This window comes from Paracoccus sp. P2, assembly GCF_046335115.1.
Lineage (GTDB): Bacteria > Pseudomonadota > Alphaproteobacteria > Rhodobacterales > Rhodobacteraceae > Paracoccus > Paracoccus pantotrophus.
In genome coordinates, this window is sequence record NZ_JBGOSN010000013.1 from 58,821 (window position 1) to 85,424 (window position 26,604).

Sequence of the window (26,604 nt, forward strand, 5' to 3'; positions counted from 1 at the left end):
TCGCAGACTCAGGCAGATGGACGATAAAGCCGGAACCAGCGTGACCGATATGTCTCATATCCAGTCGCGCAGGATCGGAATCAGCGGCAGATCCGCCGGCGGCATGGGATATTTGCTCAATTCTGCGGCACGGGCCCAGGCCAGGTTCTGCCCTTCCTGCGGCACCGGCACGCCTTGCCAGCGCCGGCAGGCGAACAGCGGCATCAGCAGGTGAAACTCCTCATAGGCATGGCTGGCGAAGGTCAGCGGCGCCAGGCACGAGCGCCAGGTCTCGATCCCCAGCTCCTCGTGCAATTCGCGGATCAGCGCGGCCTCGGGCGTCTCGCCCGGCTCGACCTTCCCGCCCGGAAACTCCCACAGGCCCGCGAGGGACTTGCCCTCGGGGCGCTGCGCCAGCAACACGCGGCCGTCTGCGTCGATCAGCGCGACGGCCGCGACAAGCACCGTCTTCATGAGCGGTAATCGGCGTTGATGTCGATGTAGCGATGCGTCAGGTCGCAGGTCCAGACCGTGCGCCGGCCCCTGCCCAGCCCCAGGTCGACGCCGATCACCAGATGGTCGCGCTTCATATAGGCGCTGGCCTGCCCCTCGTCATAGCCGGGCGCGCGCCAGCCGTTCTCGGCCAGCACCATGTCGCCGAAGCGGATGGTCAGCCGGTCGCGGTCGGCCTCGGCCCCGGACTTGCCGACCGCCATGACCACGCGGCCCCAGTTCGCGTCCTCGCCGGCGATGGCGGTCTTGACCAGCGGCGAATTGGCGATGGCCATGGCGACGCGATGCGCGTCGGCATCGCTGGTGGCCCCCGTCACCTGCACCTCGACGAATTTCGTCGCGCCCTCGCCGTCCTTGACCACCTGCTGCGCCAGATCCAGCATCACCTGCGACAACGCCTTGCCGAAGGCCCGCGCCGGGGCCGAGCGCAGGTCAGTGATCGGCGCCGCCTTGGACTTGCCGGTCGCTGCCAGGATCAGCGCATCCGAGGTCGAGGTGTCGCTGTCCACGGTAATGGCGTTGAAGGTCTGGTCCATGCGCGCCGACAGCATGCGCTGCAGCAGCGCCGGCGCGATTTGCGCATCGGTAAAGACATAGACCAACATCGTCGCCATGTCGGGCGCGATCATGCCCGAGCCCTTGGCGATGCCGGTGATGTTGATGGTGCCCCCGTCGCCCTCGAAGCTGGCCGCCGCGCCTTTCGGAAAGGTGTCGGTGGTCATGATGGCGCGTGCCGCGCCGGCCGCGCCGGCCGCATCCAGGTTGGCGGCCAGATCGCCGATCACCGCGGTGATGCGCTCGGCCGGCAGCGGCTCGCCGATCACCCCGGTCGAGGAGGAAAACACCCGCTCGCGCGGCACCCCAAGCGCCTTGGCGACGCCGCCGGTGACGGCATCCACCGCCTCCTGCCCGTTCTTGCCGGTGAAGGCATTGGCATTGCCCGAGTTCACGATGATCGCCGCGCCCTGGGCGGTGTCCTGCTTCAGCGCCAGCTTGGCCTGGCAGTCCAGCACGCTGGCCGCACGGGTCGAGGATTTGGTGAAGGCGCCGGCGATGGCCGTGCCCGGTGCCAGCCGGACCAGCATGACATCGGTACGGCCCTGGTATTTCACCCCCGCCGCGCCCGAGGCGAACTCGGCCCCCTCGATCACCGGCAGGTCGGGAAAGCGCGCCGGCGCCAGCGGCGAGACCGGGTTCTTGGGCTTCACCGCCGCCGCCACCGCCGCCTCGGCCCGTGCCTCGAGGCCGGCAGCGGTTTCCTTCAGCGCCGCCTTCAGCTTTTTCAGCTTCTTCTTCAGCGCCTTCAGCTTTTCGGCATCGGAAAGCCGGGACTTCTTGTCATCCGTCTTGGCCATCGCTCACTCTCCCAGGATGTCGGTCTTGTTCAGCAGGTCGGGGGCGAGCCCTTCGGTCTTTTCGACCTTGGCTTCGGAGACGCGCTTTTCGATCTCGGCCTGCACCTTGTCACGACGGACCTGCACGGCCAGCTGCTCCTTGATCTCGTCGAAGGCGGGGGGCGTGACCTCGCGCGTGTCGTTCAGCTTGATGACATGCCAGCCGAACTGGGTCTCGACCGGTTCCGAGACCTGGCCCTTTTCCAGCGCCTTCACGGCTTCGGCAAAGGGCGCGACCATCTGCTCGGGCTGGAACCAGCCCAGGTCGCCCTTGTTCGGGCCGGAATTGTCGGTCGATTTCTCCTCGGCCAGCACGCCGAAATCGGCGCCCTCGGCCAGTTGCTTGGCGATGGCCTCGGCCTCCTCCCTGGTCTTCACCAGGATATGGGCGGCATTGTATTCGACCCCGGGTTCGGCCTGGCCGCCGAAGGCCTGGTCATAGGCGGCTTTCAGCTCGGCCTCGTCCGGCTCGGCCGCGGCGATCTTTTCCAGCACCGAGCCGGCCAGATAGGCGCGCTTCTCGATCTCCAGCGCCACGGTATCGCGCTTGCTCAGCGGCTCGGCCGCCTGGGCCACGGCGGTCTGGCGGATCATCTGGTCCAGCATCAGATCCCACAGTGCCGTATCCGGCAGGCCCTGGGTCGCCTGCGCGTCCAGCCCCTGCCGCATGGCGACCATCTGGCCCAGCGTGATCGCCTCGCCATTGACGGTGGCGACGACCGTATCGGCATCCTGCGCCAGCACGGGCAGGGCCGAGACGGTCCCCGAAAGCAGCACGGAGACGGCAAGAAGCGGTTTCAGCATAGGTTTCCCCTTCATGGGACGGCGCGTCCACGCAGAGGTGAACGGGCGCAAGCGTTGACAGTGGGCCGGCCGGGGCATACATCCGGCGCAACCGAAAATGCGCGCCCGTCGCCGTTTTTCCGGCCCAAGTGATAGGGCAAGGCGAATGGTGCCGGCAAGTGGGCGGAACGTCCCGCGCACCCCCAGATACGCGATTTTGAAGGTTCATATGCTCGGCATCGGAAACTTGGCGAAACTGGTCTTTGGCACGCCCAACGACCGCAAGGTGAAATCGGTCCGGCCGCTGGTGGCCCAGATCAACGCGCTGGAGGAACAGTTCCGCGCCCTCTCCGATGCGGAACTGATCGGCAAGACCCGCGAATTGCAGGGCCGCGCGCAGGCAGGCGAGGATCTGGACAAGCTTCTGCCCGAGGCCTTTGCCAATTGCCGCGAGGCGGCGCGCCGCGCGCTTGGCCTGCGCGCCTTCGACACGCAGCTGATGGGCGGCGTCTTCCTGCACCAGGGCAATATCGCCGAGATGAAGACCGGCGAGGGCAAGACCCTGGTCGCGACCTTCCCGGCCTATCTGAATGCCTTAGCGGGCAAGGGCGTGCATGTCGTCACCGTCAACGACTACCTGGCGAAACGCGACGCGCATTGGATGGGCAAGGTCTTTGCGCAGCTCGGCATGACCACCGGCGTCGTCTATCCCTTCCAGCCGGACGAGGAAAAGCGCGAGGCCTATCGGGCCGACGTGACCTATGCCACCAATAACGAGCTGGGCTTCGACTACCTGCGCGACAACATGAAGGGCTCGATCGAGCAGATGACCCAGCGCGGGCATTTCTTTGCCATCGTGGACGAGGTCGACTCGATCCTGATCGACGAGGCGCGCACGCCGCTGATCATCTCGGGGCCCAGCCAGGACCGCAGCGCGCTTTACAAGACGCTCGACGCCTTCATGCCCGAACTCGCGCCCGAGCATTACAAGCTGGACGAAAAGACCCGCAACGCCACCTTTACCGAGGAAGGCAACGAATTCCTGGAAAAGCGCCTGCAGGCGGCGGGCGTGCTGCCCGAGGGCCAGACGCTTTACGACCCCGAATCGACCACCATCGTCCACCACGCCAATCAGGCGATGCGGGCGCACAAGCTGTTCATGCGCGACCAGCATTATATCGTGCGCGACGACGAGGTGGTGCTGATCGACGAATTCACCGGCCGGATGATGAAGGGCCGCCGACTGTCGGACGGGTTGCACCAGGCCATCGAGGCCAAGGAAGGCGTCGCCATCCAGCCCGAGAACGTGACGCTGGCTTCCGTCACCTTCCAGAACTATTTCCGGCTCTACGACAAGCTCTCGGGCATGACCGGCACCGCCGCCACCGAGGCCGAGGAATTCGCGGAAATCTACAAGCTCGGCGTGGTCGAGGTGCCGACCAACCGCCCGGTACAGCGCATCGACGAGCATGACCGCGTCTATCGCACCGCGACCGAGAAATACGCCGCCGTGATCGAGGCGATCAAGGAAGCCCATGCCAAGGGCCAGCCGATCCTGGTCGGCACGACGAGCATCGAGAAATCCGAGATGCTGTCGCAGATGCTGAGCAAGGAAGGCATCCAGCACAACGTGCTGAACGCCCGCCAGCACGAGCAGGAGGCCAAGATCGTCGCCGACGCCGGCAAGCTCGGCGCCGTGACCATCGCCACCAACATGGCCGGCCGCGGCACCGACATCCAGCTGGGCGGCAATGTCGAGATGAAGGTGATGGAGGCGCTGGCCGCCGATCCCGAGGCGAACCCCGATGAGGTCCGCGCCCGCATCGAGGCCGAGCACGCCGCCGAGAAGCAGGCGGTGCTGGATGCCGGCGGCCTTTTCGTGCTGGCGACCGAGCGCCACGAAAGCCGCCGCATCGACAACCAGCTGCGCGGCCGCTCGGGCCGCCAGGGCGACCCCGGCCGCTCGCTGTTCTTCCTGTCGCTGGAAGACGACCTGATGCGCATCTTCGGCTCGGAACGGCTGGACAAGGTGCTGTCGACGCTGGGCATGAAGGATGGCGAGGCCATCGTCCACCCCTGGGTCAACAAGTCGCTGGAACGCGCCCAGGCCAAGGTCGAGGGCCGCAACTTCGACATCCGCAAGCAATTGCTGAAATTCGACGACGTGATGAACGACCAGCGCAAGGCGATCTTCAGCCAGCGCCTGGAAATCATGCATACCGACGAGGTCGGGGACATCGCCGCCGACATGCGCGCGCAGGTGATCGACGACCTGGTCGACCGGCATCTGCCACCCCGCGCCTATGCCGAGCAATGGGACGTCCAGGGCCTGCATGACGCGGTGGTCGACAAGCTGAACATGGACCTGCCCGTCGCCGATTGGGCGGCCGAGGACGGCGTGGACCAGGACGGGATCCGCGAACGCATCCAGCAGGCCACCGATGCCTATATGGCGCAGAAGGCCGAGCAATTCGGCTCCGAGAACATGCGCCAGATCGAAAAGCAGGTGCTGCTGCAACAGATCGACAGCAAGTGGCGCGAGCATCTGGTGACGCTGGAGCATCTGCGCTCGGTCGTGGGCTTCCGCGGCTATGCGCAGCGCGACCCGCTATCGGAATACAAGACCGAGGCCTTCCAGCTGTTCGAGACCATGCTGGACGGGCTGCGCTTCGACGTGACCCAGCAACTGGCCCGCATCCGCCCGCTGACCGATGCCGAGCGCGAGCAGATGCTGCGCGAATACCAGCAGCAACAGGCGGCGGTCGAGGCGCAGATGCACCCCGAACACGAGGAAGCCGAGGGCGGCGAGGTCTCGGGCCGGGTCGCCGGCTTCGACGAGACCGATCCCACCACTTGGGGCAACCCGTCGCGCAACGATCCCTGCCCCTGCGGCTCGGGCAAGAAGTTCAAGCACTGCCACGGCGCGCTGGCGTGATTTGGGGGCCTTCGGGCCCCCTTCTTCATCCCGCCGCGAAGATGGCCGGCCCGGCATGGGTATTTGGAAAACGGTGAAGAGCCGGGCGCACCGCTTGGGCTTTCACCGTTTCTCAAATACTCATATCGCAACGGAGCAGCCGACCAGGCGCCGCTAATCCGGCACCAGCATGTAGCCGGTTCCGCGCACGGTCTGCAGGTAGCGCGGCTCCTTGGGATCGGGCTCGATCTTGCGGCGCAGGCGGGTGATCTGCACGTCGATGGCGCGTTCCGAATTCTCGCCCGCCTCCTCCGACGGGCTGCGGCCCAGATCCTCGATCAGCGCGCCGCGGCTGACCGGCTGGCGCGGCGTGTCGGCAAGGCGCCTGAGCAGCGCCTGCTCGGTTCCCGTCAGGCGCAGCGGCGCATCGCCCTGCCACAGTTCGCCCTTGTCGGCATCGTAGCGCAGGGGCCCCAGCGACAGGAACTTCGGCCCCTTGGGTTCGGTCGCCGGGATACGGCGCAGGATGGCGGCGATGCGCAAGAGCAGCTCGCGCGGCTCGAAGGGTTTCGGCAGGTAATCGTCGGCGCCGCTTTCCAGCCCCTCGATGCGGTCGCCCGTCTCGCCCTTGGCGGTCAGCAGCAGGATCGGCGTGGTCATGCGCCGGCGCAGGTCGCGGGTCAGCGAGAACCCGTCCTCGCCCGGCATCATCACGTCGAGCACGATCAGGTCGAAATCCAGCCCGTCAAGCAGGCGCCGGGCATGGGCGGCGTCGCGCGCCGTGGTCACCAGGAAACCGTTGCGCATCAGGAAGCGGCGCAGCAGGCTGCGGATGCGTTCGTCGTCGTCGACGACCAAGATATGGGCGGCGGGCTGCGGATCGGAAGCAGGATCGGGAGCGGTCATGGCGACTCGGGCAGTTCTTTCAGCGCACGATACTGGCGCAGCGTGTCGCGGTCCATCATCGCCTCCAGCACCTGCCGGAAGCCCGCCACCGCCTGCGGTCCGGCGGCGCGATAGGCGGCGCGCATGCGGGCGCGCTGCGCCTCGGACAGACGGCGTTCCAGCGCCGCGCCCTTGTCGGTCAGGTAGAGCTGGCGCTCGCGCCGGTCGCGGCGGCCGATGCGGCTTTCGACCAGCCCGTCCTCGATCAGCGTGCGCAAGACCCGGTTCAGCGATTGCTTGGTCACACCCAGCACGTCCAGCAGCGCCGTCACCGTCAGGCCCGGCTCGCGATGGATGAAATGGATCGCCCGGTGATGGGCGCGGCCGTAATCCAGCTCGGCCAGAATCAGGTCGGGATCGGCGGTAAAGGCGCGATAGGCGAAGAACATCGCCTCGATGCCGCGGCGAAGCTGGTCATCGGTCAGGAACAGCAGGCTTTCCCCGCCTGCCGGCGCGACATTCACCTTGTTCTGCATGGCCTTCCCTTCGCTGCGTGGCCCTTATTACGTCAGGCTTGTTGACTTTCCAACCATGAATGGATAGCCCAGACCTCAAGTTGCGCAATTTTCTTTGCCAGACATGCTCTGACGGCGCAACATTCCGCAAACAGAACCGGCCGGAGGGAAAAATGGCGGGCGCATATGACGATCGTGACGGCAAGATCTGGATGGATGGCAAGCTGGTGGAGTGGCGCGAGGCGAATGTCCACATCCTGACCCATGCGCTGCATTACGCCAGCTCGGTCTTCGAGGGCGAGCGCTGCTACAGCGGCAAGATCTTCAAGGGACACGAGCATTCGCTGCGGCTGATCGAATCGGCCCGGCTTCTGGACATGCAGTCGCCCTATACCGCCGAGGAGATCGACGCGGCGAAAACCGCCGTGCTGGAGGCCAACGGCTTCAAGGACGCCTATGTCCGCGCGGTGATGTGGCGCGGCTCGGGCGAGGACATGGGGGTTTCGGCGCGCCGCAACCCGGTGCGCATGGCCGTCGCCGCCTGGGAATGGGGCAGCTATTACGGCGATGCGAAATGGCAGGGCGCCAAGCTCGACATCGCTAAGTGGAAGCGGCCCAGCCCCGAGACCATCCCCACCGCCGCCAAGGCCGCCGGGCTTTACATGATCTGCACCATGTCCAAGCACGCCGCCGAGGAAAAGGGCTGCTCGGACGCGCTGTTCATGGACTGGGAGGGCTATGTCGCCGAGGCCACCGGCGCCAATATCTTCTTCGTCAAGGACGGCGAGGTGCATACGCCGCTGGCCGACCGCTTCCTGAACGGCATCACCCGGCAGACGGTCATCCAGATGCTCAAGGACAACGGCACCGCCGTGCATGAACGCCGGATCAAGCCCGAGGAGCTGGCGGATTTCCAGGAATGCTTCCTGACCGGCACCGCGGCCGAGGTGACGCCGGTCGGGCAGATCGGCGACTGGCATTTCCAGGTCGGCGGCACCACCCGCAAGATCGCCGAGGATTACGAAAAGCTGGTCCGCAGCTGATCGCTGGACCGAAATGGAAACCCGGCCGGGCGGCAGCGCCCGGCCGGGTTCGCATTGCCGGGGCCGGGATCAGACCCGATGGCCGCGCTCGATCCGGGCAAATTCGGCGGCGCGGCGATTCGCCTCTTCGCTGTTGCGGATACGGGGCCGCATGCGCAGGGCGGCGATGGCCGGGTGAAGGCCGGATTCGCGTTCCTGCCGCGTATAGTATTGCGTGCGGCCGGAACTGCTTTCGTGACTGCGGTCTGCGATATGTCTGGTCATGTCGGTCTTCCTCCCGCGCGGGAGTATAGCGCGGATGCGGCGGCATTTCACCCCTTGCGGACAGGGCTGCGACCCTAGGCCGCCTTGATGCCGGGGGCAGCGGCCAGCATGGCGTGCAGCGCCACCGGATCCTCGTTGGCGCGCAGCTTGGCGCGCAGATCCTGGTCGCGCAGCGTGCGCGAGACCAGCGCCAGAGCCTTGAGGTGATCGACGCCCGAATTCTTGGGCGCCAGCAGCGCAAAGATCAGGTCCACCGGCTGGCGGTCCACCGCGTCGAAATCCAGCGGCTTTTCCAGCCGCAGGAACAGGCCGACCACATGCTCAAGCCCGTGCAGCCGGGCATGGGGCAGCGCGACGCCATGGCCGACCCCGGTGGGGCCCAGGGTCTCGCGCTCTTGCAGCGCGTCCAGCGTCTGCGCGGCGTCCACGCCATAGACGGCCCGCGCCTGTTCGGCAATTTCCTGGAACAACCGTTTCTTGCTGGTGGTCTGGCTCATCGTCCGCACGGCGGCGGGGGAGAGAATGTCGCTGATCTGCATGTCGCCCGAAAATTGTCAAGGCCCGGCCGCGGGCTGCGCGGCCGGGACGTTTGGTTCAACAAGACTGCCCTTCTGTGTCAGTCTAGCCCAGGTTGCGGGGGTCGATCCAGCCCACGTTGCCGTCGTCGCGGCGGTGAACCACGTTCACGCCCCCATGTTTCTCGTTGCGGAAGACCAGCAGCGGGCTGCCGGACAGTTCCATCTGCATCACCGCGTCGCCGACCGACAGGGTGGGCACGCGGGTCTCCATCTCGGCAATGATCATGGGTTGCAGGCCGTCGGCCTGCGTTTCCCATTCGTCCTCATCGGCGGCCAGCACATACATTCCCGCCTGCTCGAATTCAACCGGCTGGGTCCGGTCCTTGTAGTGGTCCTTGAGCCGGCGCTTGTAGCGGCGCAGTTGCTTGTCCATCCGTTCGCGGCATTGCTCGAAGGCCGCATAGATGTCGGTGGCCCCGCCCTTGGCCTGGGCGGTCAGCCCGGTCGAGAGATGCACCACGGCATCGCAGATGAATTCATGCGCGTTGCGGGAAAAGATCACCGTCGCATCCGTCGGGCGTTGCGAATATTTCTCAACGGTGGCACCGAGTTCGGTCTTGACATGAGTCGAAAGCGCATCGCCCACGTCGATCTGTTTTCCGCTGATCTGATAGCGCATGGTGGTCCGTCCTTTCGGTTGCCCGGCCTGGTCGTCACAGCCCTCGCGGCGGCACCGTCCGGGTTTCTTCGGCCCGGCGTCCTGCCCGGCCATATCCTCATTTGGTGATAGCCACGTCCCGGTGTCAACGGCTGCGCGCAAGGGATCGTCACGTCCTCGCGTTCAGTTCATGCGGAAGGTTTCGCCCAGGTAGACGCGGCGGACCTGCGGGTCGGCCACGATCTCGGCCGTGGTGCCGGCTTTCAGCACATGGCCGTCGTGCAGGATATAGGCGCGGTCGACGATTTCCAGCGTCTCGCGGACGTTGTGATCGGTGATCAGCACGCCGATGCCGCGGCTTTTCAGGTCGTGGACCAGGGCGCGGATCTCGCCCACGGCGATGGGATCGACGCCGGCGAATGGTTCGTCCAGAAGCAGATAGGCCGGATCGGCTGCAAGGCAGCGGGCGATCTCGACCCGGCGCCGCTCGCCCCCCGACAATGCCATGGCCGAGGCATTGCGCAGATGGCCGATCGAGAAATCGCCCAGCAGCTCCTCCAGCCGCTCGCGGCGCTGGTGGACATGCGGCTCGACCAGTTCCAGGACGGCCATGATGTTCTGCTCGACCGTGAGGCCGCGAAAGATCGACATCTCCTGCGGCAGGTAGCCGATGCCCATCTGGGCGCGGCGATACATCGGCAGGCGCGTCGCGTCCTGCCCGTCGATCAGCACCTGGCCCGAATCAGGCGCGACCAGCCCGGCCACGCAATAGAAGCAGGTGGTCTTGCCCGAGCCATTGGGCCCCAGCAGCGCCACCACCTCGCCGCGCTCCAGGTCCAGCGCCACGTCGCGGATCACCGGGCGGTTGCGATAGGATTTGCGCAGGCCGCGAACGCGCAGCCCCTGCTTTTCGGCCATGGCGTCAGTTCTCCGGCTGCAGGACGCTGCGCACCCGGCCCGAGGCTTCGGCGGTGCCGCTTTCCAGGTTCACCGTCACCTTGTCACCCGCCAGCAGGTTGCCGCCCTGGCTCAGCAGCACGTCGCCGGTCAGGACGATGGTGCCGGTCTCGACATCGTAATCGGCCGCCTGCGCCTCGGCCGCGTCCTCGCCGCTGGCCAGGGTGACGTTGCCCTGCGCGTGCAAGGCGCTGATGCGGCGCTGGTCGCCCTGGGCATAGGTCACGGTCACGCTGTCCGCCGCAAGCCGCATGGCACCCTGGCCGATCAGCACATTGCCCGAAAACGTGGCCTGGCCGGATTTCTGGTCGACCGTCAGCGAATCGGCCGTGACCTCGACCGGTTCCTTGATATCCTGGGCGCTGCCAAAGCCCCTGGCCTGCCCCAGCGCCGGGCCCGCCGCCAGCATCAGCGACAGGATCACGGGCAAAAGCGGTCCGGGCCGGATCATCGGATTTCCTTTCTGGCGCCCGAAGGCCCCCTATGCGGCCGGCGGCGCCGGGTCATGGCCGGTATATCAAGCGGACTCCGCCGCTCAAATCAAGAACGTGATCGCCGCTGCCCTCCCCCGAGGGGCGAAACTCCATCCGCCCCGCCGTCAGCCGGCCGAAAGGGGCCAGCACATTGACCTCCTCCTCGGAAAGCAGCGTGCCTTCGGTGGTCGAGGCCAACAGTTCCGGTGCGGTCAGCACCCAGCCGTCGGCGGTGGTCATGCGCACCCCCTCGGCCAGCCGGACCTGCTGGTCGCGCATCGAGGCGGCCCCGGCGCTGACATCCGCCGCCCGCCCGTCGCTGGCCCGCAGCGTCAGGCGCACCGCCTGCGCCTGGGTGCCGCTGCTGCGGTCGCCGGGCCGGGCCTCGGCGGCCGCGATGCTCAGCTGCGCGCCATCGCGGGTCACGCCGGCATAGGTCGGGCTGGTCACCGCCTGCCGCTCGGCCAGTTCGCGCGGGTCCACATCGGCATAGGGAATGCTCGCCTCGGGGTCGGGCTTGCGGCCCAGCAGGAACAGCACCGACAGGATCGCCAGCGCCGTCAGCGGCAGGATCACCTGCAGCCAGGCCACGATGCGCGAGCGGGTGCCCACCGTCAGACAAGCCCCGTGCGCAGGAAGTCGTGGATATGGATCAGCCCGGCCGGCATCCCTTCGGGCGTGACTACGAACAGGCAGGTGATGCGGCGGGCCTGCATCTCGGCCAGCGCCGCTTCGGCCAGTTGGTCGGGGCCGATGGTGCGCGGGTTGCGGGTCATCACCTCGGCGGCGCTATGGTCCAGCAGCCCCTGCATGTGCCGCCGCAGGTCGCCGTCGGTGATGATGCCGGTCAGCCGCCCCGCGGCATCCGTCACCCCGGTCACGCCGAAGCTTTTCTGGCTGATGGTCAGCAGCGCCTCGGCCATGGGCGCGGTCTCGGCCACCAGCGGCATGTCGCGGTGCATCAGGTCGGCCACTTTCGACAGTTTCGCGCCCAGCTTGCCGCCGGGATGGAAGGTGCGGAAATGCTCGGGCGTGAACTGGCGATGCTCCATCAGCGCCACGGCCAGCGCATCGCCCAGCGCGATGGTCATGGTGGTCGAGGTGGTGGGCACGATGCCGGTGCCGCAGGCCTCGGGCGCCTGGGGCAGGACCAGCGCCACGTCGGCCTGGCGCAGCAGCGTCGATTGCGCCCGCCCGGCGACGCCGATCAGCGGGATCTGGAAGCGCCGGGTATGGGCGATCAGGTCGGCCAGTTCCGGCGTCTCGCCGGAATTGGACAGCACCAGCGCCACGTCGCCCTGCGTCACCATGCCCAGGTCGCCATGGCTCGCCTCGGCCGGGTGGACGAATTGCGCCGGCGTCCCGGTCGAGGCCAGCGTGGCCGCGATCTTGCGCCCGACATGGCCGGACTTGCCCATGCCGGACACGACCACGCGGCCGCGCGCGGCCAGGATGGTCTCGACCGCGCGGTCGAAGCTGTCGCCAAGGCCGTCGGCCAGCAGGGCCAGCCCCTCGGCCTCGGTGCGGATCACCCGGCGGGCGGTATCGAGATATGCGCTCATGGCCCGCTACCTAGTGATGGAAGATGTCGTTTTCATCCCCCCAGCCCAGCAGGTCCAGATGGGCGCGGGTGGGAAGAAAGTCGAAACAGGCCTGCGCCAGGTCCAGCCGCCCCTCGCGCGCCAGCCGCTTTTCCAGCTCGGCCTTCAGCGCATGCAGATGCAGCACGTCCGAGGCGGCATATTCCAGCTGCGCCTCGGACAGATCCGCCGCGCCCCAGTCGCTGGTCTGCTGCTGCTTGGAGATGTCGACGCCGACCAGTTCCGAAAGCAGGTATTTCAGCCCGTGCCGGTCGGTATAGGTGCGCACCATCTTGCTGGCGATCTTGGTGCACCAGACCGGCTGCGTCACCACGCCGAAGGCCGCCTCCAGCGCGGCGATGTCGAAGCGGCCGAAGTGGAACAGCTTCAGCACCTGGGGATCGGCCAGCATCCGCACCAGGTTCGGCGCCTGCCGCTGGCCCTGGGCGATCTGCACCAGATGCGCATTGCCGTCGCCCGAGGACAGCTGCACCAGGCACAGCCGGTCGCGGCGCGGATCGAGCCCCATCGTCTCGGTGTCGATGGCCACGACCGGACCCAGGTCCAGATCGTCCGGCAGGTCGTTTTGATAAAGGGTGATGGTCATCTGTGGCTTCTCGGGCTGCGGGTTTGGGTTGCTGTAACCCCAATGCCCCCGCCTGCGCCAGCCCCGGCTTCGGATCTCGGTATCCCGCGACCCGTCATTCTGCGAGGAACATCGCGCCCGGCCGGGAAAGTGACGCAGATGCGCAACAATCCCGACTGTTTTACTGAGATAAGGCCGAATTTCCGAGTAAAATACTTGTGTTCATGGCGGGCAGCCCGGTAAATCGCGCCAGTTCCAAACGACTCAAGGCAAATGACCATGAAATTGCGCCGAATTCTTCCGCTGGCCGGGGTGTCCTCTCTGGCGCTGGCGACGGCCCTTTACGCCCAGGACAACCAGAACGCCGAGACCGTGGTCCTCAATCCGATCACCCTGGTCGCCGATGGCCAGGAGAATGTCGAGGCGACCGGCGGCGTTTCCGTCACCCCCGAGGACATCGAGGCGCTGCAGCCCGCCGATGTCTCGGAACTGTTCGCGCGCGAATCCTCCATCACCGTCTCGGGTGGTGGCGGACCGGCGAAGAAGGTCAGTGTCTTCGGCATCGAGCAATCGCTGCTTGCCGTTACCGTGGACGGCGTGCCGCAAGCGCAGACCAGCTGGCACCATACCGGCTCGAACGTGATCGACCCGGCCTTCCTGAAATCGGTCGAAGTCGAAGCCGGCGCAGCAGCAGCCGACTCTGGTTTTGCCGCCGCAGCGGGTGCGCTGCGCTACGAGACGGTGGGCGCGCTCGATCTGCTGGAAGCGGGACAGAACGTCGGCGGCCGTGCAGCACTTTCCTATGGCTCGAATGGTCGCGGCTTCTCGGGCAGCCTGGCCGGCTATGGCCGGAGCGGCGGGTTCGACTGGTTCATCATGGCCCACGGCTCGAACGGCGACAATTACGACAACGGTGACGGCAAGGAAGTACTGGGCACCGAACCTGCGGCGCGCAATGTCTTGGCCAAGCTGGGCTATGAGTTCGAGGGGCACCGGATCGAGCTTGGCCTGGAGCGCAGCCGTGACGAGGCCGATCGTCTGATCAAGGCGAATATGGGCCTTGCCGGCGACGAGGTTCATCCGCTGAAGGTCAGCCGTGACACGGTCAAGCTGACCTATACCTCGACCGAGCCGACCGACATGTGGGATCCCGAGGTTTCGCTTTACTTCAGCCAATACGAATACTGGCGACCGAATTATCTGACACTGCGCAGAGACGAAAATGGTGACCCGACCTATGTTTCTGCGAATAACGGCAACGCAATTTTCGAGGAGGAACAGTTCGGCGGCAAGGTGCAGAACACCTTTACGATCAACACCGGCAAGATCACCGCAGGGGTCGATTTCAACCAACACGACTACGCCACAGACAACTATGGCGCTGGCAACAACAACCGTCGTTACCGCAACTTCTCGACGAGCCAGATCGGCGTCTTCGCCCAGGGTCGGTTCGAGTTCCAGAACGGCTTCAGCCTTTCGACCGGCGCGCGCTACGACGCGCATCGCTTTACCGATTGGAACGGCGAGCGGTTCAGCGATTCCGGCGCCAGCGTGAATGGCACCCTCGCCTATCGCGTCAACGACAGTATCGAGGTTTTCGCGGGTGCTTCGCGCACCTGGCTGGGCTACGTCATCGGCGATTACGGCTATGTCCATGCCCGCAGCAACGCCTTCGTCACCGACCCGAACTTGGACACGGGCACGGCCAAGAACCTCAAGGTCGGAGCGAACTTTAACGGCGACGCCTGGCAGGCCGGCATCACGGTCTTCGACACGAAGATCGACGGACTGCTGAGCTACGAATCCTCGACCCTGCTGACCAACCGCACCGAGGAATATCGCAGCAAGGGCGTCACCCTGCATGGCACCTATGACTTCGGCAATACCCGGATCGGCGCCTCCTTCACCAAGGCGGACGTGACCGGCGATGGTGACGATGTCCTGCCCAACAACGGCGTCTATTTCATGCCGGTGGGCGAAACCGCCACGCTCTGGGTCGATCACGAACTGCCGGCATGGAACACGGTCCTGGGCGCCTCGGTGGAGTGGGCAGGCTCGATCGACGAGCGGGTGACCTCCACGACAACCTACTACAAGCAGCCGTCCTATACCGTGGTCAACGCCTATGCCGAGTGGACGCCCCAGGCATATGAGAACGTGGCAGTCCGGCTCAGCGTCGATAACCTGTTCGACAAGAACTATTACGAGCGTTCGGGTTATGCCGCGAATGATCGCAACGGTGGAATCGAGCCGGTCTGGGCGCCCGGTCGCACGATCACACTGGGCACGACGATGAAGTTCTGATCTCCTGCCCACTCGGACACGAACCGGAAAGGCCCCCTTCGCGGGGGCCTTTTCCTTATATCTCAGAAAGCAAAGATGATATTTGAAATATCATGATAGCCATGCTAGGCATCCATCATAAAGGATTGGAAATCACCGCATGATGACCTCGGCGCAGATGCGTGCGGCACGGGCCCTTCTTGGCATCGACCAGAAGCGGCTGGCCGAACTCTCGGGCCTGTCGGTTCCCACCATCCAGCGCATGGAGGCCAGCGACGGCAATGTGCGCGGCGTGGTCGAAAGCCTGACCCGCGTGGTCGAGGCGCTGGAGGCCGCCGGGATCGAGCTGATCGGCGAAGGCGCCGCCAGCCCCTCGGGCGGGCGCGGCGTGCGGCTGAAATCCGGTCCCAGGACGTAACCGCGACGGCGACCGCCGACGAAAGCCGACGATCCCGCCGCCCCCTTTTGCAAAGGTGCGGCACCAGATGACCCAGCAGGCCAGCGCAAGTCCCGGATTTGCGCCGCTGTTCACCCCGAAACTGATCACCGTCCTGCGCGAGGGCTATGGCGCGGCCGAGCTGCGCGCCGATGCCCTGGCCGGGCTGACCGTCGCCATCGTGGCGCTGCCCCTGTCGATGGCCATTGCCATCGCCTCCGGCGCCTCGCCGGCGCAGGGGCTCTATACCGCCATCATCGGCGGCTTCCTGGTCTCGGCGCTTGGCGGCTCGCGCTACCAGATCGGCGGGCCGGCGGGGGCCTTCATCGTGCTGGTCGCCGGGATCGTGGCGCAGCACGGCATGTCGGGGCTGATCCTGGCGACCTTCATGTCGGGACTGATGCTGGTGGCTATCGGGCTGCTCAGGCTGGGCACCTTCATCAAGTTCATCCCCTTTCCGGTGACGGTCGGCTTCACCGCCGGCATCGCCGTCATCATCTTCACCAGCCAGCTGAAGGAGATCTTCGGGCTGGCGCTGGCCCATGAGCCGGGCGAGCTGGTGGAAAAGATCCCCGCCCTCTGGCAGGCCCGCGCCAGCCTCAGCCCCGCGGCCCTGGGGATCGCGCTGGGAACCGTCGCGGTGATCCTGGGGCTGAAACGCACCCGGCCGCATTGGCCCGGCATGCTGATCGCCGTGGCGCTGGCGGCGGGCTTCACCGCGGCGGCGGGGGCGGATGTCGCGACCATCGGCAGCCGCTTCGGCGGCATTCCGTCCTCCCTGCCCGCCCCCGCTCTGCCGGGGCTGTCGCTGGACAAGGTGCTGGCGCTGCTGCCCGCAGCGGTCTCGCTGACGCTGCTCGGCGCCATCGAATCGCTGCTGTCGGCGGTGGTCGCGGATGGCATGACCGGCCGCCGCCACCGCTCGAATTGCGAGCTGGTGGCGCAGGGCGTGGCCAATATGGGCTCGGCGTTGTTCGGCGGCATCTGCGTCACCGGCACCATCGCGCGGACGGCGACCAATGTGCGCGCGGGCGCGCATGGGCCGGTGGCGGGGATGCTGCATGCGCTGTTCCTGCTGGGCTTCATGCTGCTGGCGGCGCCGCTGGCGTCTTATATCCCGCTGGCGGCGCTGGCCGGCGTGCTGGCGGTGGTGGCCTGGAACATGATCGAGAAACCGGCCATCGCCATCCTGCTGCGCTCGGGCTGGGGCGAGGCGGCGGTGCTGCTGGTCACCTTCGGGCTGACCATCTTCCGCGACCTGACCGAGGCCATCGTGGTCGGGCTGGCGCTCGGCTCGGTGCTGTTCATCCAGCGCATGAGCCAGGCCGTGGGGGTCGAGGCGCTGGTCGGCGCCGATACGGCCGACAGCGCCCAGCCGCGCTCGGACCAGCCGCAGCCGCGCGATGTGGTGGTCTATCGCATCTCGGGGGCGCTGTTTTTCGGCGCCACGGCCTCGATCGGCTCGGTCCTGGATCGCATCCAGGACGGGTTCCGGGTGCTGGTGGTGGATTTCAGCGCCGTGCCCTTCCTGGATTCCACCGGCGCCAACATGATCGAGGGGCTGGCGCACAAGGCGCAGCGCCGCGGCATCGCGCTGTGGCTGACCGGCACCAGCCGCGACATCCGCCGGGTGCTGCTGACCCACGGCCTGCGCCGTCCGCTGGTGCATTACGCCCCCACGGTCGAGGAGGCGCTGCGCCGGCGTCACGGATCCTAGCCTATTCCGCGCGGGCGGCGTCTGTTTCGGCGCCATGCCTCCGGCGGGAGTATTTTTGCAACGGTGAGAGCGGGGGCCGGAAAAGGGCGGCTCGATGGCCGCCCCGCACTCTCAGCCCATGCGCTCGGAGGCGTAGCTTCCCGGCGAAGCGGGGAAGACGACGGTCTTGTTGCCGTTCAGGAACACCCGGCGGTGAATATGGGCGTGGATGGCGCGGGCCAGCACCTGGCTTTCCACGTCGCGGCCCAGGCTGACATAATCCTCGGGCGATTGCGCGTGGGTCACGCGGATGATGTCCTGCTCGATGATCGGGCCCTCGTCCAGGTCGGCGGTGACGTAATGGCTGGTCGCGCCGATCAGCTTCACCCCGCGCTCGAAGGCCTGCTTGTAGGGATTGGCGCCCTTGAAGCTCGGCAGGAAGGAATGGTGGATGTTGATGATCCGCCCCGACATCTTGCGGCAAAGCTCATCCGACAGCACCTGCATGTAGCGCGCCAGCACCACCAGCTCGGCGCCCGAATCCTCGACCACGGCCATCAGCTGCGCCTCGGCCTGCGGCTTGTTCTCCTTGGTGACCTTGATGCAATGGAAGGGGATGTCGTGGTTCACCACCACCTTCTGATAATCCATGTGGTTCGAGATCACCGCCACGATGTCGATCGGCAGCGCGCCGATGCGCCAGCGATACAAGAGGTCGTTCAGGCAATGGCCAAAGCGGCTGACCATGATCACGACCTTCATCTTCTCGGCCTCGTCATGGATGGCGTATTGCATGTCGAAGGGCCTGGCCGGTTCGGCCAGACCTTCGCGCAACTCCTCCAGCCCCGCGCCTTCCTCGGAAACGAAGCTCACCCGCATGAAGAACTTGCCGGTCTCGGTATCGTCGAACTGGCTCGAATCGGTGATGTTGCAGCCGTGCTCGGCCAGAAAGCCGGCCACGGTGGCGACGATGCCGCGGGTCGAGGGGCAGGCGACCGTCAGCGTGTATTTCTTCATCTGGCTCTCCACTGAAAGGGCACGGGCCCTGGTTTCTTCCTTGTGCAAATATCCTCGGGGGGTCCGGGGGGGCGAAGCGCCCCCGGTGCGGCGGCGCGCTCAGGCGGTCAGCCCCTCGGGCTCGGGCCAGCCATTGGCCCGGCAGCAGGCGGTCAGCGTATTGGCCAAAAGGCAGGCGATGGTCATCGGCCCGACGCCGCCCGGCACCGGGGTGATGGCGCCCGCGACCCCTGCTGCACCCTCGAAATCCACGTCGCCGACCAGGCGCGTGCGGCCCTCCTCCTCGATGCGGTTGATGCCCACGTCGATCACCGTGGCGCCCGGCTTGACCCAGTCGCCGCGAATCATCCGCGGCCGGCCCACCGCCGCGACCAGGATGTCGGCGCTGCGGCACAGCCCCGCCAGATCCCGCGTCCGACTGTGCGCGATGGTCACCGTACAGCTTTCGTTCAACAACAGTTGCGCCATCGGCTTGCCGACGATGTTCGAGCGCCCGACCACCACCGCGTTCAGCCCGGCAAGATCGCCGAGGGCGTCGCGCAAGAGCATCAGGCAGCCCAAGGGCGTGCAGGGCACCATCGCCTTCTGCCCGGTGCCGAGCAGGCCCACGTTCAGCACATGGAAGCCGTCCACGTCCTTCCTCGGGTCGATGGCGTTGATCACCGCCTCGGCGTCCATATGCCCGGGCAGCGGCAGCTGCACCAGGATGCCATGGACGGCCGGATCGGCGTTCAGCCGGGCGATCAGCGCCAGCAGTTCCGCCTGCGGGGTCTCGGCCGGCAGCTTGTGCTCAAAGCTCGCCATGCCGGCCTCGCGGGTCTGGACGCCCTTGTTGCGGACATAGACCTGGCTGGCCGGATCCTCGCCCACCAGCACCACCGCCAGGCCGGGCGTGATCCCATGCGCCGCCTTCAGCCGGGCCACAGCCTCTGCAACCCGCCCCCGAACACCAGAAGCAAAACCCTTGCCGTCGATGATCCTTGCCCCCATAGGCCCGTTCTCCTTCGCATTCCGCATCCCTCGCGCAGACCCCGGCCCCTCCGCGCGCGGATAGCGCAGGCGCCGGCATGCGCAAGCCCGATTCATCGCGGGCCTGCCCGTTCCGGTTCGCCTCTATCCCCGTTGACGCCTTTTTCCAACCGGGCGGCGCAACGCTCAGGCCCTATTGCGACAAGGCGCAGTCGGTTTGCGACGCGGCCTCGCGCGGGCTGCGTCAGCCGAACAGGCGATCTGCGACAGTTGCCAGCCCCACGCCCATCAGCGCCAGCGCAACGCAGAGCGCCAGCCAGCGCAACGCCTGCGGCAGGCTGTCGCGCCCGCGCAGCCAGCGCCCGAAGCTGTGGAGCAGGAGCCAGGTCGCGATCGCGACCGCAAGCAGCAGCCAGCCGATCCTGGCAGCCGCCGATCCCAGCCAGGGCGACAGCAGCACCACCAGCAACCCCGCCAGCATGGCCAGGAACAGCATCTTGTCCGCCAGCATCCGCCAGTAGCTGCCGGGCATGGCAAAGCGCGCAAAGCCCGAGATCAGCCCGCCACCGGCCCGCAGCGCCGCCGCCCCGCGGCTGCCCAGCATGCGCAGGATGCCGTCGTCGGGCAGATCGTCGATCATGCGCGACAGGATCGCCATGGCGCGGCTGCTCCAGCCCGCGATCTCGGGCGGGCGCGGTCCGATGGGCTTGAAATCCTTGTAATGCGTGCCGAAACGCCGCAGGTCCAGCTCGGCCGCGTCCTTGACCCCCAGCGCCTGGGCGGCAGTCTCCTCGAAGGCGTCCTCGTCGATGCGGGCATCGCGCAGCTTGGCCTTGAGCAGCGCCAGCCGCCGGGCCTGGCCCGCCACTTCGCCATATTCCTCGCGCAGGATCTGGTTCTGGAACTCCTGTATCCAGGCGTTGCGCTCGGCCTCGGGGCGGTCGGACATCAGCGCCGCGACGATACGCTCGGCCCCGTCGAGCCGGCCCCACAGGATGTCATGCTCGCGCCAGTCCCGGTTCAGGAAGCCGCCGAAGGCACCGACGGCGATGCCCGCCAGCTTGTCGGGCCGCGGGTTCAGCCCGCTGTCGGCGGGGCTGACGCGGAACACCTCGACCTGCGAATGTTCCTGAAGCTCGGACCCCTCCAGGAAGGGATAGGTCATCACGTCATGCCAATGGAAATCGTCATAGACATCCAGAAGCGGCTGCAATTCGGGCTGGGCCAGGTCGGCGCGGATGCGGGCGCTGCTGGCGTCGAAGACCGCGCGCATGTCCCGGCCCAGCCGGGCCAGTGCCTTGTCCACCAGCGCCTTGATTTCCGTGCCGCGATAGATCTCGCGCGCCCTGCGATACCGCTGATCGAGCGTCGCAAGCTTCATCACCGCGCTGTATTCGGCCGAGATCAGCCCGTCCAGCCGAAGGATCTCGGCGCCGGCCAGCAGGGCCTGCGCCCGGCTGCCGTCGGGACTGGCCAGGCGGCGCAGCTCGGCCAGTTCCTCTTCGATCCGGACGCGCAGGGGCGCCAGCAGTTCCGGGGACAGGTGCAGCGCCACGTTCTCGCCCTGGATGCGCTCGCGCCGGTCCAGCGCCTCGTCGATATGGGCGCGCAGATGGATCAGCCGGCGCAGCCGGAAATCCAGGTCATAGCGGGACAGGTAGGCGTTCTCGGTCTCGCGGCCCTCGGCGTGATAGGCGCTGAAGTTCTCGTCGCGCCAGCCACGCAGGATCTGGCGCAGATACAGCGCCACGTCCGAATCCGGCGGGTATCCGGCCAGCCCGGCCACCATCGCCGACAGCCCGTCGGTGGTGCCATAGACCCGCAGGTGGTGATAAAGCGGGTAGTTCTGCGGGTATTGATAGGCGCCGGTCATCAGGTCGGCCAGGTCCATCCGGTCCAGGTCGGCCGGCTTGCGCCTTTGCCGCATCTTGCGCCCGGCCGCCTCGACCCGCCGCTGGTCCTCGCGCCAGCGGGTCTGCAAGGCGCCCAGCCGCTCCAGCCGCCGGTTCATGCGGGCAATGGCGCGGATATCGTCGCGGATCACCTCGTAGCGCGGCAGCCCGGTCAGCGCCAGCTGGGCGTTTTGCAGGAAATCGACCGGCTCGGACGGCTGGCCGGAGGGCGCGGGCGCCTCGGGGAAAGGGTCGATGAACAGAAGCTTGCGCTCGCCCGGCAGGGTGGTCGGGCGCGACGGGATCAGCCCGGTCGCATAGCTGAAGGGCCGGTTGTCCAGATAGCCGCCATCGGCGAACGGCCGGCCGGCATAATCCGGGTCGTGGTCGAAGAAGCGGGCAAAGCCGGCATCCTGCGCCGCGGCCGGCATGTCGGCAAAGCGCATCGGCGGAAAGGCCACCGGAAAGGACGAGGTGCAGCGCGCGGCAAAGGCCAGCATGGCCTCGTTTCCGGGGCCGAAATCGTTGCGGCCCGCCCCGTCATAGGCGAAATGGAACACCTTGCGGTGGACCCTTTCGTCCAGCCGCGCGCCGGTCAGGTGGATCGGCGCCTGCCGGCCGTGCAGGTCGGTGGCGGTGACGAACAGGTCCACCGTCTCGGCCAGCGGCCGGCCGTCGCCGGTCAGCCGGGCCAGCGTGTCGTGCAGCACCCGGAACATATGGCCGCCGTCCAGCAGCGATTCGGTCGGGCGCAGGCGGCCGGCAATGCCCTGGCGGTCGTTGAGCAACTGGCCGATATCGGCTTTTTCCGTCCAGGCCTCGCGCAGGATGTCGATGTCGCGCGCGCCCACAACCAGCGCCTTGGCCAGCGCCACGCCGTTGATCCCGCCCGCCGAGGTGCCCGAGATGATGTCGATCACGAAGCGCTTGCGCCCGCCGCGCGGGCCCGCCAGCGCGCGCGACAGCCGGCGATAGATCAGTTCGCCAGGCGCCAGCGCCTCGTCCGGCAGGTCGGAACTGCCGCGCACCATGCGCAGCAGTTCCTGCGCGATGCCGTTCATGTAGATCGCCAGCGAGACGCCGCCGTACAGGACGACCGCGAAGCGCACCTCACCCGTGGCCCGTTCGACCATTCCGTCCCCCCGATACCGTCTGGCTGACAGGTGACAAGAACCGTTCTGTTTCAGCACGATAAGCGAAATCCGCCAAATTGTCTCGCGGGAAATGCAACCATCAGCCGGGCGAGCGATCACCCAGATCCGGCCCGTTGCAAGACGCGACAGGCGCCAGCGCGCCACGCATCATGCGCGGCGATCAGGCCGCGGCGCGGATCCGGGGCGACCCGCGCCGAAAACCGGCCGACGGCCCCCTCAGCCTGCCTCGCGCAAGACCTCGCACAGCTGCAGCACCGAGGGGACGAAGGGATTGCCCTTCATCGAGGAACTGCCGAGCGAGGCTTCGGCCACCGCCCGGTGCCGGGCCGGGTCCAACCCCTGCGCGCCCAGCCCTGGCAGCCCGGCGGCACGCGCCCAGCAGGAAAGCCCTTGCGGCGCCTCGCCGGCACCACCGCCGAGAACGCCGGCGATCTCGCCGCAGACCTCGTGGATGCGGGTCGGGTCGGGACTGTGGGCGCGGTTCATCGCCAGCACCGGCCCCAGCAACGCGCCGCAGATCGCGCCATGCGCGGCGGGCGTCACGCCGCCGATCACGCCGGCAAGGCCGTGGACCGCGCCCAGCCCGCCATTCGCCAGCGCCATCCCGCCGCAAAGGCTGACCCAGGCCATCACGTCGCGCGCCGCCGCATCCTCGGCCTCGATCAGCCGCTTCAGCGCCCGCAGGCCCGGCAGGATCGCGGGACGCACCAGCGCATCGGTAAAGGGCGTGGCGCGGGCCGAGACATAGGGCTCGATCACCTGCGCCAGCGCATCGAGCCCCGAGGCCAGCGTCACCGCGCGCGGGCAATGGTCGGTCAGGGCCGGATCGACGATGGCCAGGCGCGGCAGCATGCGCTCGTCCCGGATCGAGACCTTGCGGCCATGCTCGGGCAGCCCGATCACCGCGTTGCGCGTCGCCTCGGCGCCGGTGCCGGCGGTGGTCGGCAGGGCGATGAAGGGCAAGGGCGGGGCGGCCAGCGGCAGGCCACGGCCAACCACCTCCAGGTGATCCATGATTCCGCCCGGCGCCGGGATCAACGCCGCCAGCGCCTTGCCCAGGTCCAGCGCCGCGCCGCCGCCCAGCGCCGCGACCCAATCGGCGCCGAAGCCCCTGGCCTGATCCAGCGCCGCCTCCAGCATGGGCAGGGTCGGCTCGGCCCCGCAGGTCACGGCCATGACCTCGGCGCCCTCGGCGCGCAGCGCGTCGAGCAGCCAGGCGGCGCGGGCCGGGTTCGCGCCATGCACCAGCACGCCGCGCGGGCCATGGGCGCGGATCAGCGCCGGCGCCCTCTGCGCCTCGCCGCGGCCAAAGACCACCCGGCCCGGCAGGGCAAAGGAAAACGCGGTCATACCACCCCCATCGTTGCGGCGACGGCGGTTTTCCACCTTGCGTATCGGGCCTCGCGGTCGGCATCGGGCATGGCGGGTTCGAAGCGGCGCTCCAGCGACCAGGCGCGGGCGAAATCCTCGGGCGGCGGGCACAGGCCCGCCTGCAACCCCGCCAGGTAGCCCGCGCCAAGCGCCGTCGTCTCGGTCACCGCCGGGCGATCCACCGGCGCGCCCAGAATGTCGGCCAGGAACTGCATGGTCCAGCCGCTCGCCGCCATGCCGCCATCCACCCGCAGCACGCCCCGCGCCGCAGCCGGCCAATCCGCCCGCATCGCCTCCCACAGGTCGCGGGTCTGGAAACCCACGCTCTCCAGCGCCGCCCGCGCCAGCTCGGCCGGGCCCGAGGCCCGCGTCAACCCGAAGATTGCACCGCGGCAATCCGGCCGCCAATAGGGTGCCCCAAGCCCGGTGAAGGCCGGCACCAGGACCAGATCCTGGCCCGGATCCGCCGCCTCGGCCAGCGCCTGCGTCTCGGATGCCCGACCGATCAGCCCCAGCCCGTCGCGCAGCCATTGCACCACCGCACCGGCGATGAAGATCGACCCCTCCAGCGCATAGGTCGTCCGCCCCCCCAGCCGATAGGCGATGGTGGTCAGCAGGCGGTTCGTCGAGGCCACCATGTCCGCGCCGGTGTTCAGCAGCGCGAAACAGCCGGTGCCATAGGTCGATTTCATCATGCCCGGCGCGAAACAGGCCTGGCCCACCGTCGCCGCCTGCTGATCGCCCGCAACCCCCAGGATCGGGATCTCGCGCCCGAACAGGTCCGCCCGCGTGGTGCCGTAATCGGCGGCGCAATCCCTGACCTCGGGCAGAAGCTGCATGGGAATGTCGAAAAGCGCGCAGATCTCGGCGTCCCAGCGGTTCTCGGCGATGTTGTAGAGCAGCGTGCGCGCAGCGTTGGTGGCGTCGGTGGCATGCACCTTGCCACCGGTCAGGTTCCAGATCAGCCAGCTGTCGACGGTGCCGAAGGCCAGTTCGCCGCGCCGGGCGCGGGCGCGGGCGCCCTCGACATGGTCGAGCAGCCATTTCAGCTTGGAGCCCGAGAAATAGGGATCGAGCAGCAGGCCGGTGCGGGCGGCGATCATCGGCTCGTGCCCCTCGGCGCTCAGCCGGGCGCAAAGATCGGCGGTGCGGCGGTCCTGCCAGACGATGGCGCGGTGCAGCGGCCGGCCGGTCTGCCGGTCCCAGAGCAGCGTGGTCTCGCGCTGGTTGGTGATGCCGATGGCGGCGATGTCGCGGGCATGGATCCCGGCCTTCTCCACCGCCGCGCGCGCCACGCCCGCCACGCTGACCCAAAGGTCCGAAGGGTCATGCTCGACCCAGCCCGAGGAGGGGTAGTGCTGCGCAAACTCGTGCTGCGCCGAGGCGACCGGACGCAGGCCAGCGTCAAAGACGATGGCCCGGGACGAGGTCGTGCCCTGGTCGATGGCAAGGATATGGGTCATCGGCGGCCTGCTGTCATCGGGGTGATGCGCAGGCTGCACCGCGGCATCCGGTCGGTCAAGCGGCTTTCGTTTCCGGGCGGATCGCCGCGATCCGAACATCGGCGCCGGTTCCATGCCCCGCAAGGAACGCTTGCGCGCGAGGCTTGATCGCATAAAGTGATCGCGATCCAGCCGATGGAGAGCCCGGTGGCGCTCAGCATACGCCAGAACGAGATCCTGGAACTCGCCCGCGCCGAAGGCCGGGTGCTGGTCGAGGATCTGGCGCAGCGTTTCGACGTGACCTTGCAGACGATCCGCCGCGACCTGGGCGAGATGGCGGGGGCGGGCCTTCTGGACCGCGTGCATGGCGGGGCGGTGCCGCGCGCCGGCGCGGTCAACCTGGGCTACGAGGCGCGACGGCGCATGAATGCCGAGGCCAAGGCCGCCATCGGCGCGGCCTGCGCGGCGGAGATCCCCGACAATTGCAGCCTGATCCTGAACCTGGGCACCACGACCGAGGCGGTGGCCCGCGCGCTGATCCATCATTCCAACATCACCGTCATCACCAACAACATGAATGTCGCCAATATCCTGCTGGCCAATCCGGGCTGCGAGATCATGGTGACGGGCGGCACGCTGCGCCGCTCGGACGGGGGGTTGGTGGGGGAACTCACCACCCAGTTCTTCGAGCAGTTCAAGGTGGATTACGCGGTCATCGGCACTTCGGCGCTGGACCATGACGGCGACCTGCTGGACTTCGACCTGGCCGAGGTGCGGGTCAGCCGCGCCATCCTGCGCCAGTCGCGCCGCGCCTTCCTGGTCACGGATCATTCCAAGATCGGCCGCCCGGCGCCGGCCCGCATCGCCAGCCTGGCCGAGTTGGACGCCGTCTTCACCGACCAGCCCCTGCCCCAGGATCTGCACCGGCGCTGCACGGAATGGCGCACCGAAGTGCGGCTTTGTCCCCCGGCAAGCCAGAGCGCGGATTGACGAACAACCGGAACCAGCCCGGCACGAACGATCGGCGGATGACCGGGTCGCCGCGCCGGGACGGCCAAAGGCGATCCGGCACCGACAGCCGGCTGACGAAGGGCGCGACCGCCCATCCGACGCGCGGGCTGAAACGGCTCTGCATCGCGCTGAACCGATCCCGCAGCCCTCGGGAAAGCCCCCCAGGCCTGGCTTGCGGCGCGAAGCCGATCGGCAAATGAAACACGACGGGCATCCCTCGCAACCGGCCGGATCGAGACGCATGCTCAGGGCAAGACGAAGCGGAACCCCG

At 67.6% G+C, this 26,604-nt stretch carries 24 protein-coding genes; 6 read left to right on the plus strand and 18 right to left on the minus strand.

Annotated features, from left to right (window positions below; translation table 11 throughout):
• Positions 1 to 54: 54 nt before the first annotated feature.
• From ACDP63_RS10500 to ACDP63_RS10510, 3 genes are read right to left on the minus strand one after another with little or no spacing between them, the layout of a single operon-like run.
• Entirely contained in the window at positions 55 to 453 is a 399-nt protein-coding gene (locus ACDP63_RS10500) for a (deoxy)nucleoside triphosphate pyrophosphohydrolase (protein WP_024844000.1), read from the minus strand.
• On the minus strand, positions 450 to 1,847 hold the full coding sequence (argJ, locus tag ACDP63_RS10505) for a bifunctional glutamate N-acetyltransferase/amino-acid acetyltransferase ArgJ (protein ID WP_024844001.1): 1,398 nt from the start codon (positions 1,845 to 1,847) through the stop codon (positions 450 to 452). The genes ACDP63_RS10500 and argJ overlap by 4 nt, the downstream gene beginning before the upstream one ends.
• A gap of 3 nt (positions 1,848 to 1,850) precedes the next feature.
• Positions 1,851 to 2,690 carry a peptidylprolyl isomerase gene (locus ACDP63_RS10510; RefSeq protein ID WP_024844002.1) on the minus strand — a complete coding sequence of 280 codons (840 nt, stop codon included), beginning with the start codon at positions 2,688 to 2,690 and terminating at the stop codon, positions 1,851 to 1,853.
• Between the two features lie 208 nt (positions 2,691 to 2,898).
• Here ACDP63_RS10510 and secA point away from each other — a divergent pair, with 208 nt between their 5' ends.
• Positions 2,899 to 5,604, plus strand: a complete 2,706-nt coding sequence (gene secA / locus ACDP63_RS10515) for a preprotein translocase subunit SecA (RefSeq protein WP_024844003.1) — start codon at positions 2,899 to 2,901, stop codon at positions 5,602 to 5,604.
• A 153-nt stretch (positions 5,605 to 5,757) separates the two neighbouring features.
• On the opposite strand, the gene ACDP63_RS10520 is transcribed toward secA, so the two are convergent.
• Both ACDP63_RS10520 and ACDP63_RS10525 read right to left on the minus strand, forming a co-directional pair.
• Positions 5,758 to 6,489, minus strand: a complete 732-nt coding sequence (locus tag ACDP63_RS10520; protein ID WP_024844004.1) for a response regulator — start codon at positions 6,487 to 6,489, stop codon at positions 5,758 to 5,760.
• Positions 6,486 to 7,004 (minus strand): MarR family winged helix-turn-helix transcriptional regulator, encoded by a 519-nt coding sequence (locus ACDP63_RS10525; RefSeq protein ID WP_024844005.1) that lies wholly within the window; start codon positions 7,002 to 7,004, stop codon positions 6,486 to 6,488. Before ACDP63_RS10525 ends, ACDP63_RS10520 begins: the two co-directional genes overlap by 4 nt.
• 152 nt (positions 7,005 to 7,156) lie before the next feature.
• Between ACDP63_RS10525 and ACDP63_RS10530 the strand changes: the two genes are divergently transcribed.
• The gene (locus tag ACDP63_RS10530; RefSeq protein ID WP_024844006.1) at positions 7,157 to 8,026 is read left to right on the plus strand and encodes a branched-chain amino acid aminotransferase; all 870 of its coding nucleotides are present in this window, start codon (positions 7,157 to 7,159) and stop codon (positions 8,024 to 8,026) included.
• Between the two features lie 69 nt (positions 8,027 to 8,095).
• On the opposite strand, the gene ACDP63_RS10535 is transcribed toward ACDP63_RS10530, so the two are convergent.
• The 8 genes from ACDP63_RS10535 to ACDP63_RS10570 form a co-directional block, all read right to left on the minus strand.
• On the minus strand, positions 8,096 to 8,290 hold the full coding sequence (locus tag ACDP63_RS10535) for a hypothetical protein (protein WP_024844007.1): 195 nt from the start codon (positions 8,288 to 8,290) through the stop codon (positions 8,096 to 8,098).
• Between the two features lie 74 nt (positions 8,291 to 8,364).
• Positions 8,365 to 8,829, minus strand: coding sequence for a PTS sugar transporter subunit IIA (locus ACDP63_RS10540; RefSeq protein ID WP_024844008.1), 465 nt, complete (start codon positions 8,827 to 8,829; stop codon positions 8,365 to 8,367).
• A gap of 82 nt (positions 8,830 to 8,911) precedes the next feature.
• Complete coding sequence (gene hpf / locus ACDP63_RS10545) at positions 8,912 to 9,487, minus strand: ribosome hibernation-promoting factor, HPF/YfiA family (protein ID WP_024844009.1); 576 nt, start codon at positions 9,485 to 9,487, stop codon at positions 8,912 to 8,914.
• Positions 9,488 to 9,649: 162 nt separating this feature from the next.
• A complete protein-coding gene (gene lptB, locus ACDP63_RS10550; protein ID WP_024844010.1) occupies positions 9,650 to 10,384 on the minus strand; it encodes an LPS export ABC transporter ATP-binding protein in 735 nt (244 codons plus the stop codon).
• Positions 10,385 to 10,388: 4 nt separating this feature from the next.
• Complete coding sequence (gene lptA / locus ACDP63_RS10555) at positions 10,389 to 10,874, minus strand: lipopolysaccharide transport periplasmic protein LptA (RefSeq protein ID WP_024844011.1); 486 nt, start codon at positions 10,872 to 10,874, stop codon at positions 10,389 to 10,391.
• Between the two features lie 52 nt (positions 10,875 to 10,926).
• Positions 10,927 to 11,508 (minus strand): hypothetical protein, encoded by a 582-nt coding sequence (locus tag ACDP63_RS10560; RefSeq protein ID WP_024844012.1) that lies wholly within the window; start codon positions 11,506 to 11,508, stop codon positions 10,927 to 10,929.
• A 2-nt stretch (positions 11,509 to 11,510) separates the two neighbouring features.
• Positions 11,511 to 12,458 (minus strand): SIS domain-containing protein, encoded by a 948-nt coding sequence (locus ACDP63_RS10565; RefSeq protein WP_024844013.1) that lies wholly within the window; start codon positions 12,456 to 12,458, stop codon positions 11,511 to 11,513.
• A 10-nt stretch (positions 12,459 to 12,468) separates the two neighbouring features.
• On the minus strand, positions 12,469 to 13,083 hold the full coding sequence (locus ACDP63_RS10570) for a ribonuclease D (protein WP_024844014.1): 615 nt from the start codon (positions 13,081 to 13,083) through the stop codon (positions 12,469 to 12,471).
• 258 nt (positions 13,084 to 13,341) lie between these two features.
• Between ACDP63_RS10570 and ACDP63_RS10575 the strand changes: the two genes are divergently transcribed.
• The 3 genes from ACDP63_RS10575 (at position 13,342) to ACDP63_RS10585 (ending at position 17,498) form a co-directional block, all read left to right on the plus strand.
• Positions 13,342 to 15,366, plus strand: coding sequence for a TonB-dependent receptor domain-containing protein (locus ACDP63_RS10575; protein WP_028709768.1), 2,025 nt, complete (start codon positions 13,342 to 13,344; stop codon positions 15,364 to 15,366).
• Positions 15,367 to 15,505: 139 nt separating this feature from the next.
• Entirely contained in the window at positions 15,506 to 15,763 is a 258-nt protein-coding gene (locus tag ACDP63_RS10580) for a helix-turn-helix domain-containing protein (protein ID WP_024844016.1), read from the plus strand.
• 67 nt (positions 15,764 to 15,830) lie between these two features.
• Positions 15,831 to 17,498 (plus strand): SulP family inorganic anion transporter, encoded by a 1,668-nt coding sequence (locus ACDP63_RS10585; RefSeq protein ID WP_024844017.1) that lies wholly within the window; start codon positions 15,831 to 15,833, stop codon positions 17,496 to 17,498.
• 111 nt (positions 17,499 to 17,609) lie between these two features.
• Here the strand turns inward: ACDP63_RS10585 and purU are convergent, their stop codons facing one another.
• The 5 genes from purU to glpK all read right to left on the minus strand — a co-directional run bounded on the left by purU (position 17,610) and on the right by glpK (position 25,343).
• The gene (gene purU, locus ACDP63_RS10590; RefSeq protein WP_024844018.1) at positions 17,610 to 18,494 is read right to left on the minus strand and encodes a formyltetrahydrofolate deformylase; all 885 of its coding nucleotides are present in this window, start codon (positions 18,492 to 18,494) and stop codon (positions 17,610 to 17,612) included.
• Between the two features lie 99 nt (positions 18,495 to 18,593).
• Complete coding sequence (folD, locus tag ACDP63_RS10595) at positions 18,594 to 19,484, minus strand: bifunctional methylenetetrahydrofolate dehydrogenase/methenyltetrahydrofolate cyclohydrolase FolD (RefSeq protein ID WP_024844019.1); 891 nt, start codon at positions 19,482 to 19,484, stop codon at positions 18,594 to 18,596.
• Positions 19,485 to 19,707: 223 nt separating this feature from the next.
• The gene (locus ACDP63_RS10600; protein WP_024844020.1) at positions 19,708 to 22,488 is read right to left on the minus strand and encodes a patatin-like protein; all 2,781 of its coding nucleotides are present in this window, start codon (positions 22,486 to 22,488) and stop codon (positions 19,708 to 19,710) included.
• A gap of 237 nt (positions 22,489 to 22,725) precedes the next feature.
• Positions 22,726 to 23,859, minus strand: a complete 1,134-nt coding sequence (locus tag ACDP63_RS10605; RefSeq protein ID WP_024844021.1) for an iron-containing alcohol dehydrogenase — start codon at positions 23,857 to 23,859, stop codon at positions 22,726 to 22,728.
• Positions 23,856 to 25,343: a glycerol kinase GlpK gene (glpK, locus tag ACDP63_RS10610; protein WP_024844022.1), complete on the minus strand. Its 1,488-nt coding sequence runs from the start codon at positions 25,341 to 25,343 to the stop codon at positions 23,856 to 23,858. The genes ACDP63_RS10605 and glpK overlap by 4 nt, the downstream gene beginning before the upstream one ends.
• Positions 25,344 to 25,529: 186 nt before the next feature.
• Here glpK and ACDP63_RS10615 point away from each other — a divergent pair, with 186 nt between their 5' ends.
• On the plus strand, positions 25,530 to 26,312 hold the full coding sequence (locus tag ACDP63_RS10615; protein ID WP_024844023.1) for a DeoR/GlpR family DNA-binding transcription regulator: 783 nt from the start codon (positions 25,530 to 25,532) through the stop codon (positions 26,310 to 26,312).
• Positions 26,313 to 26,604: the final 292 nt, after the last annotated feature.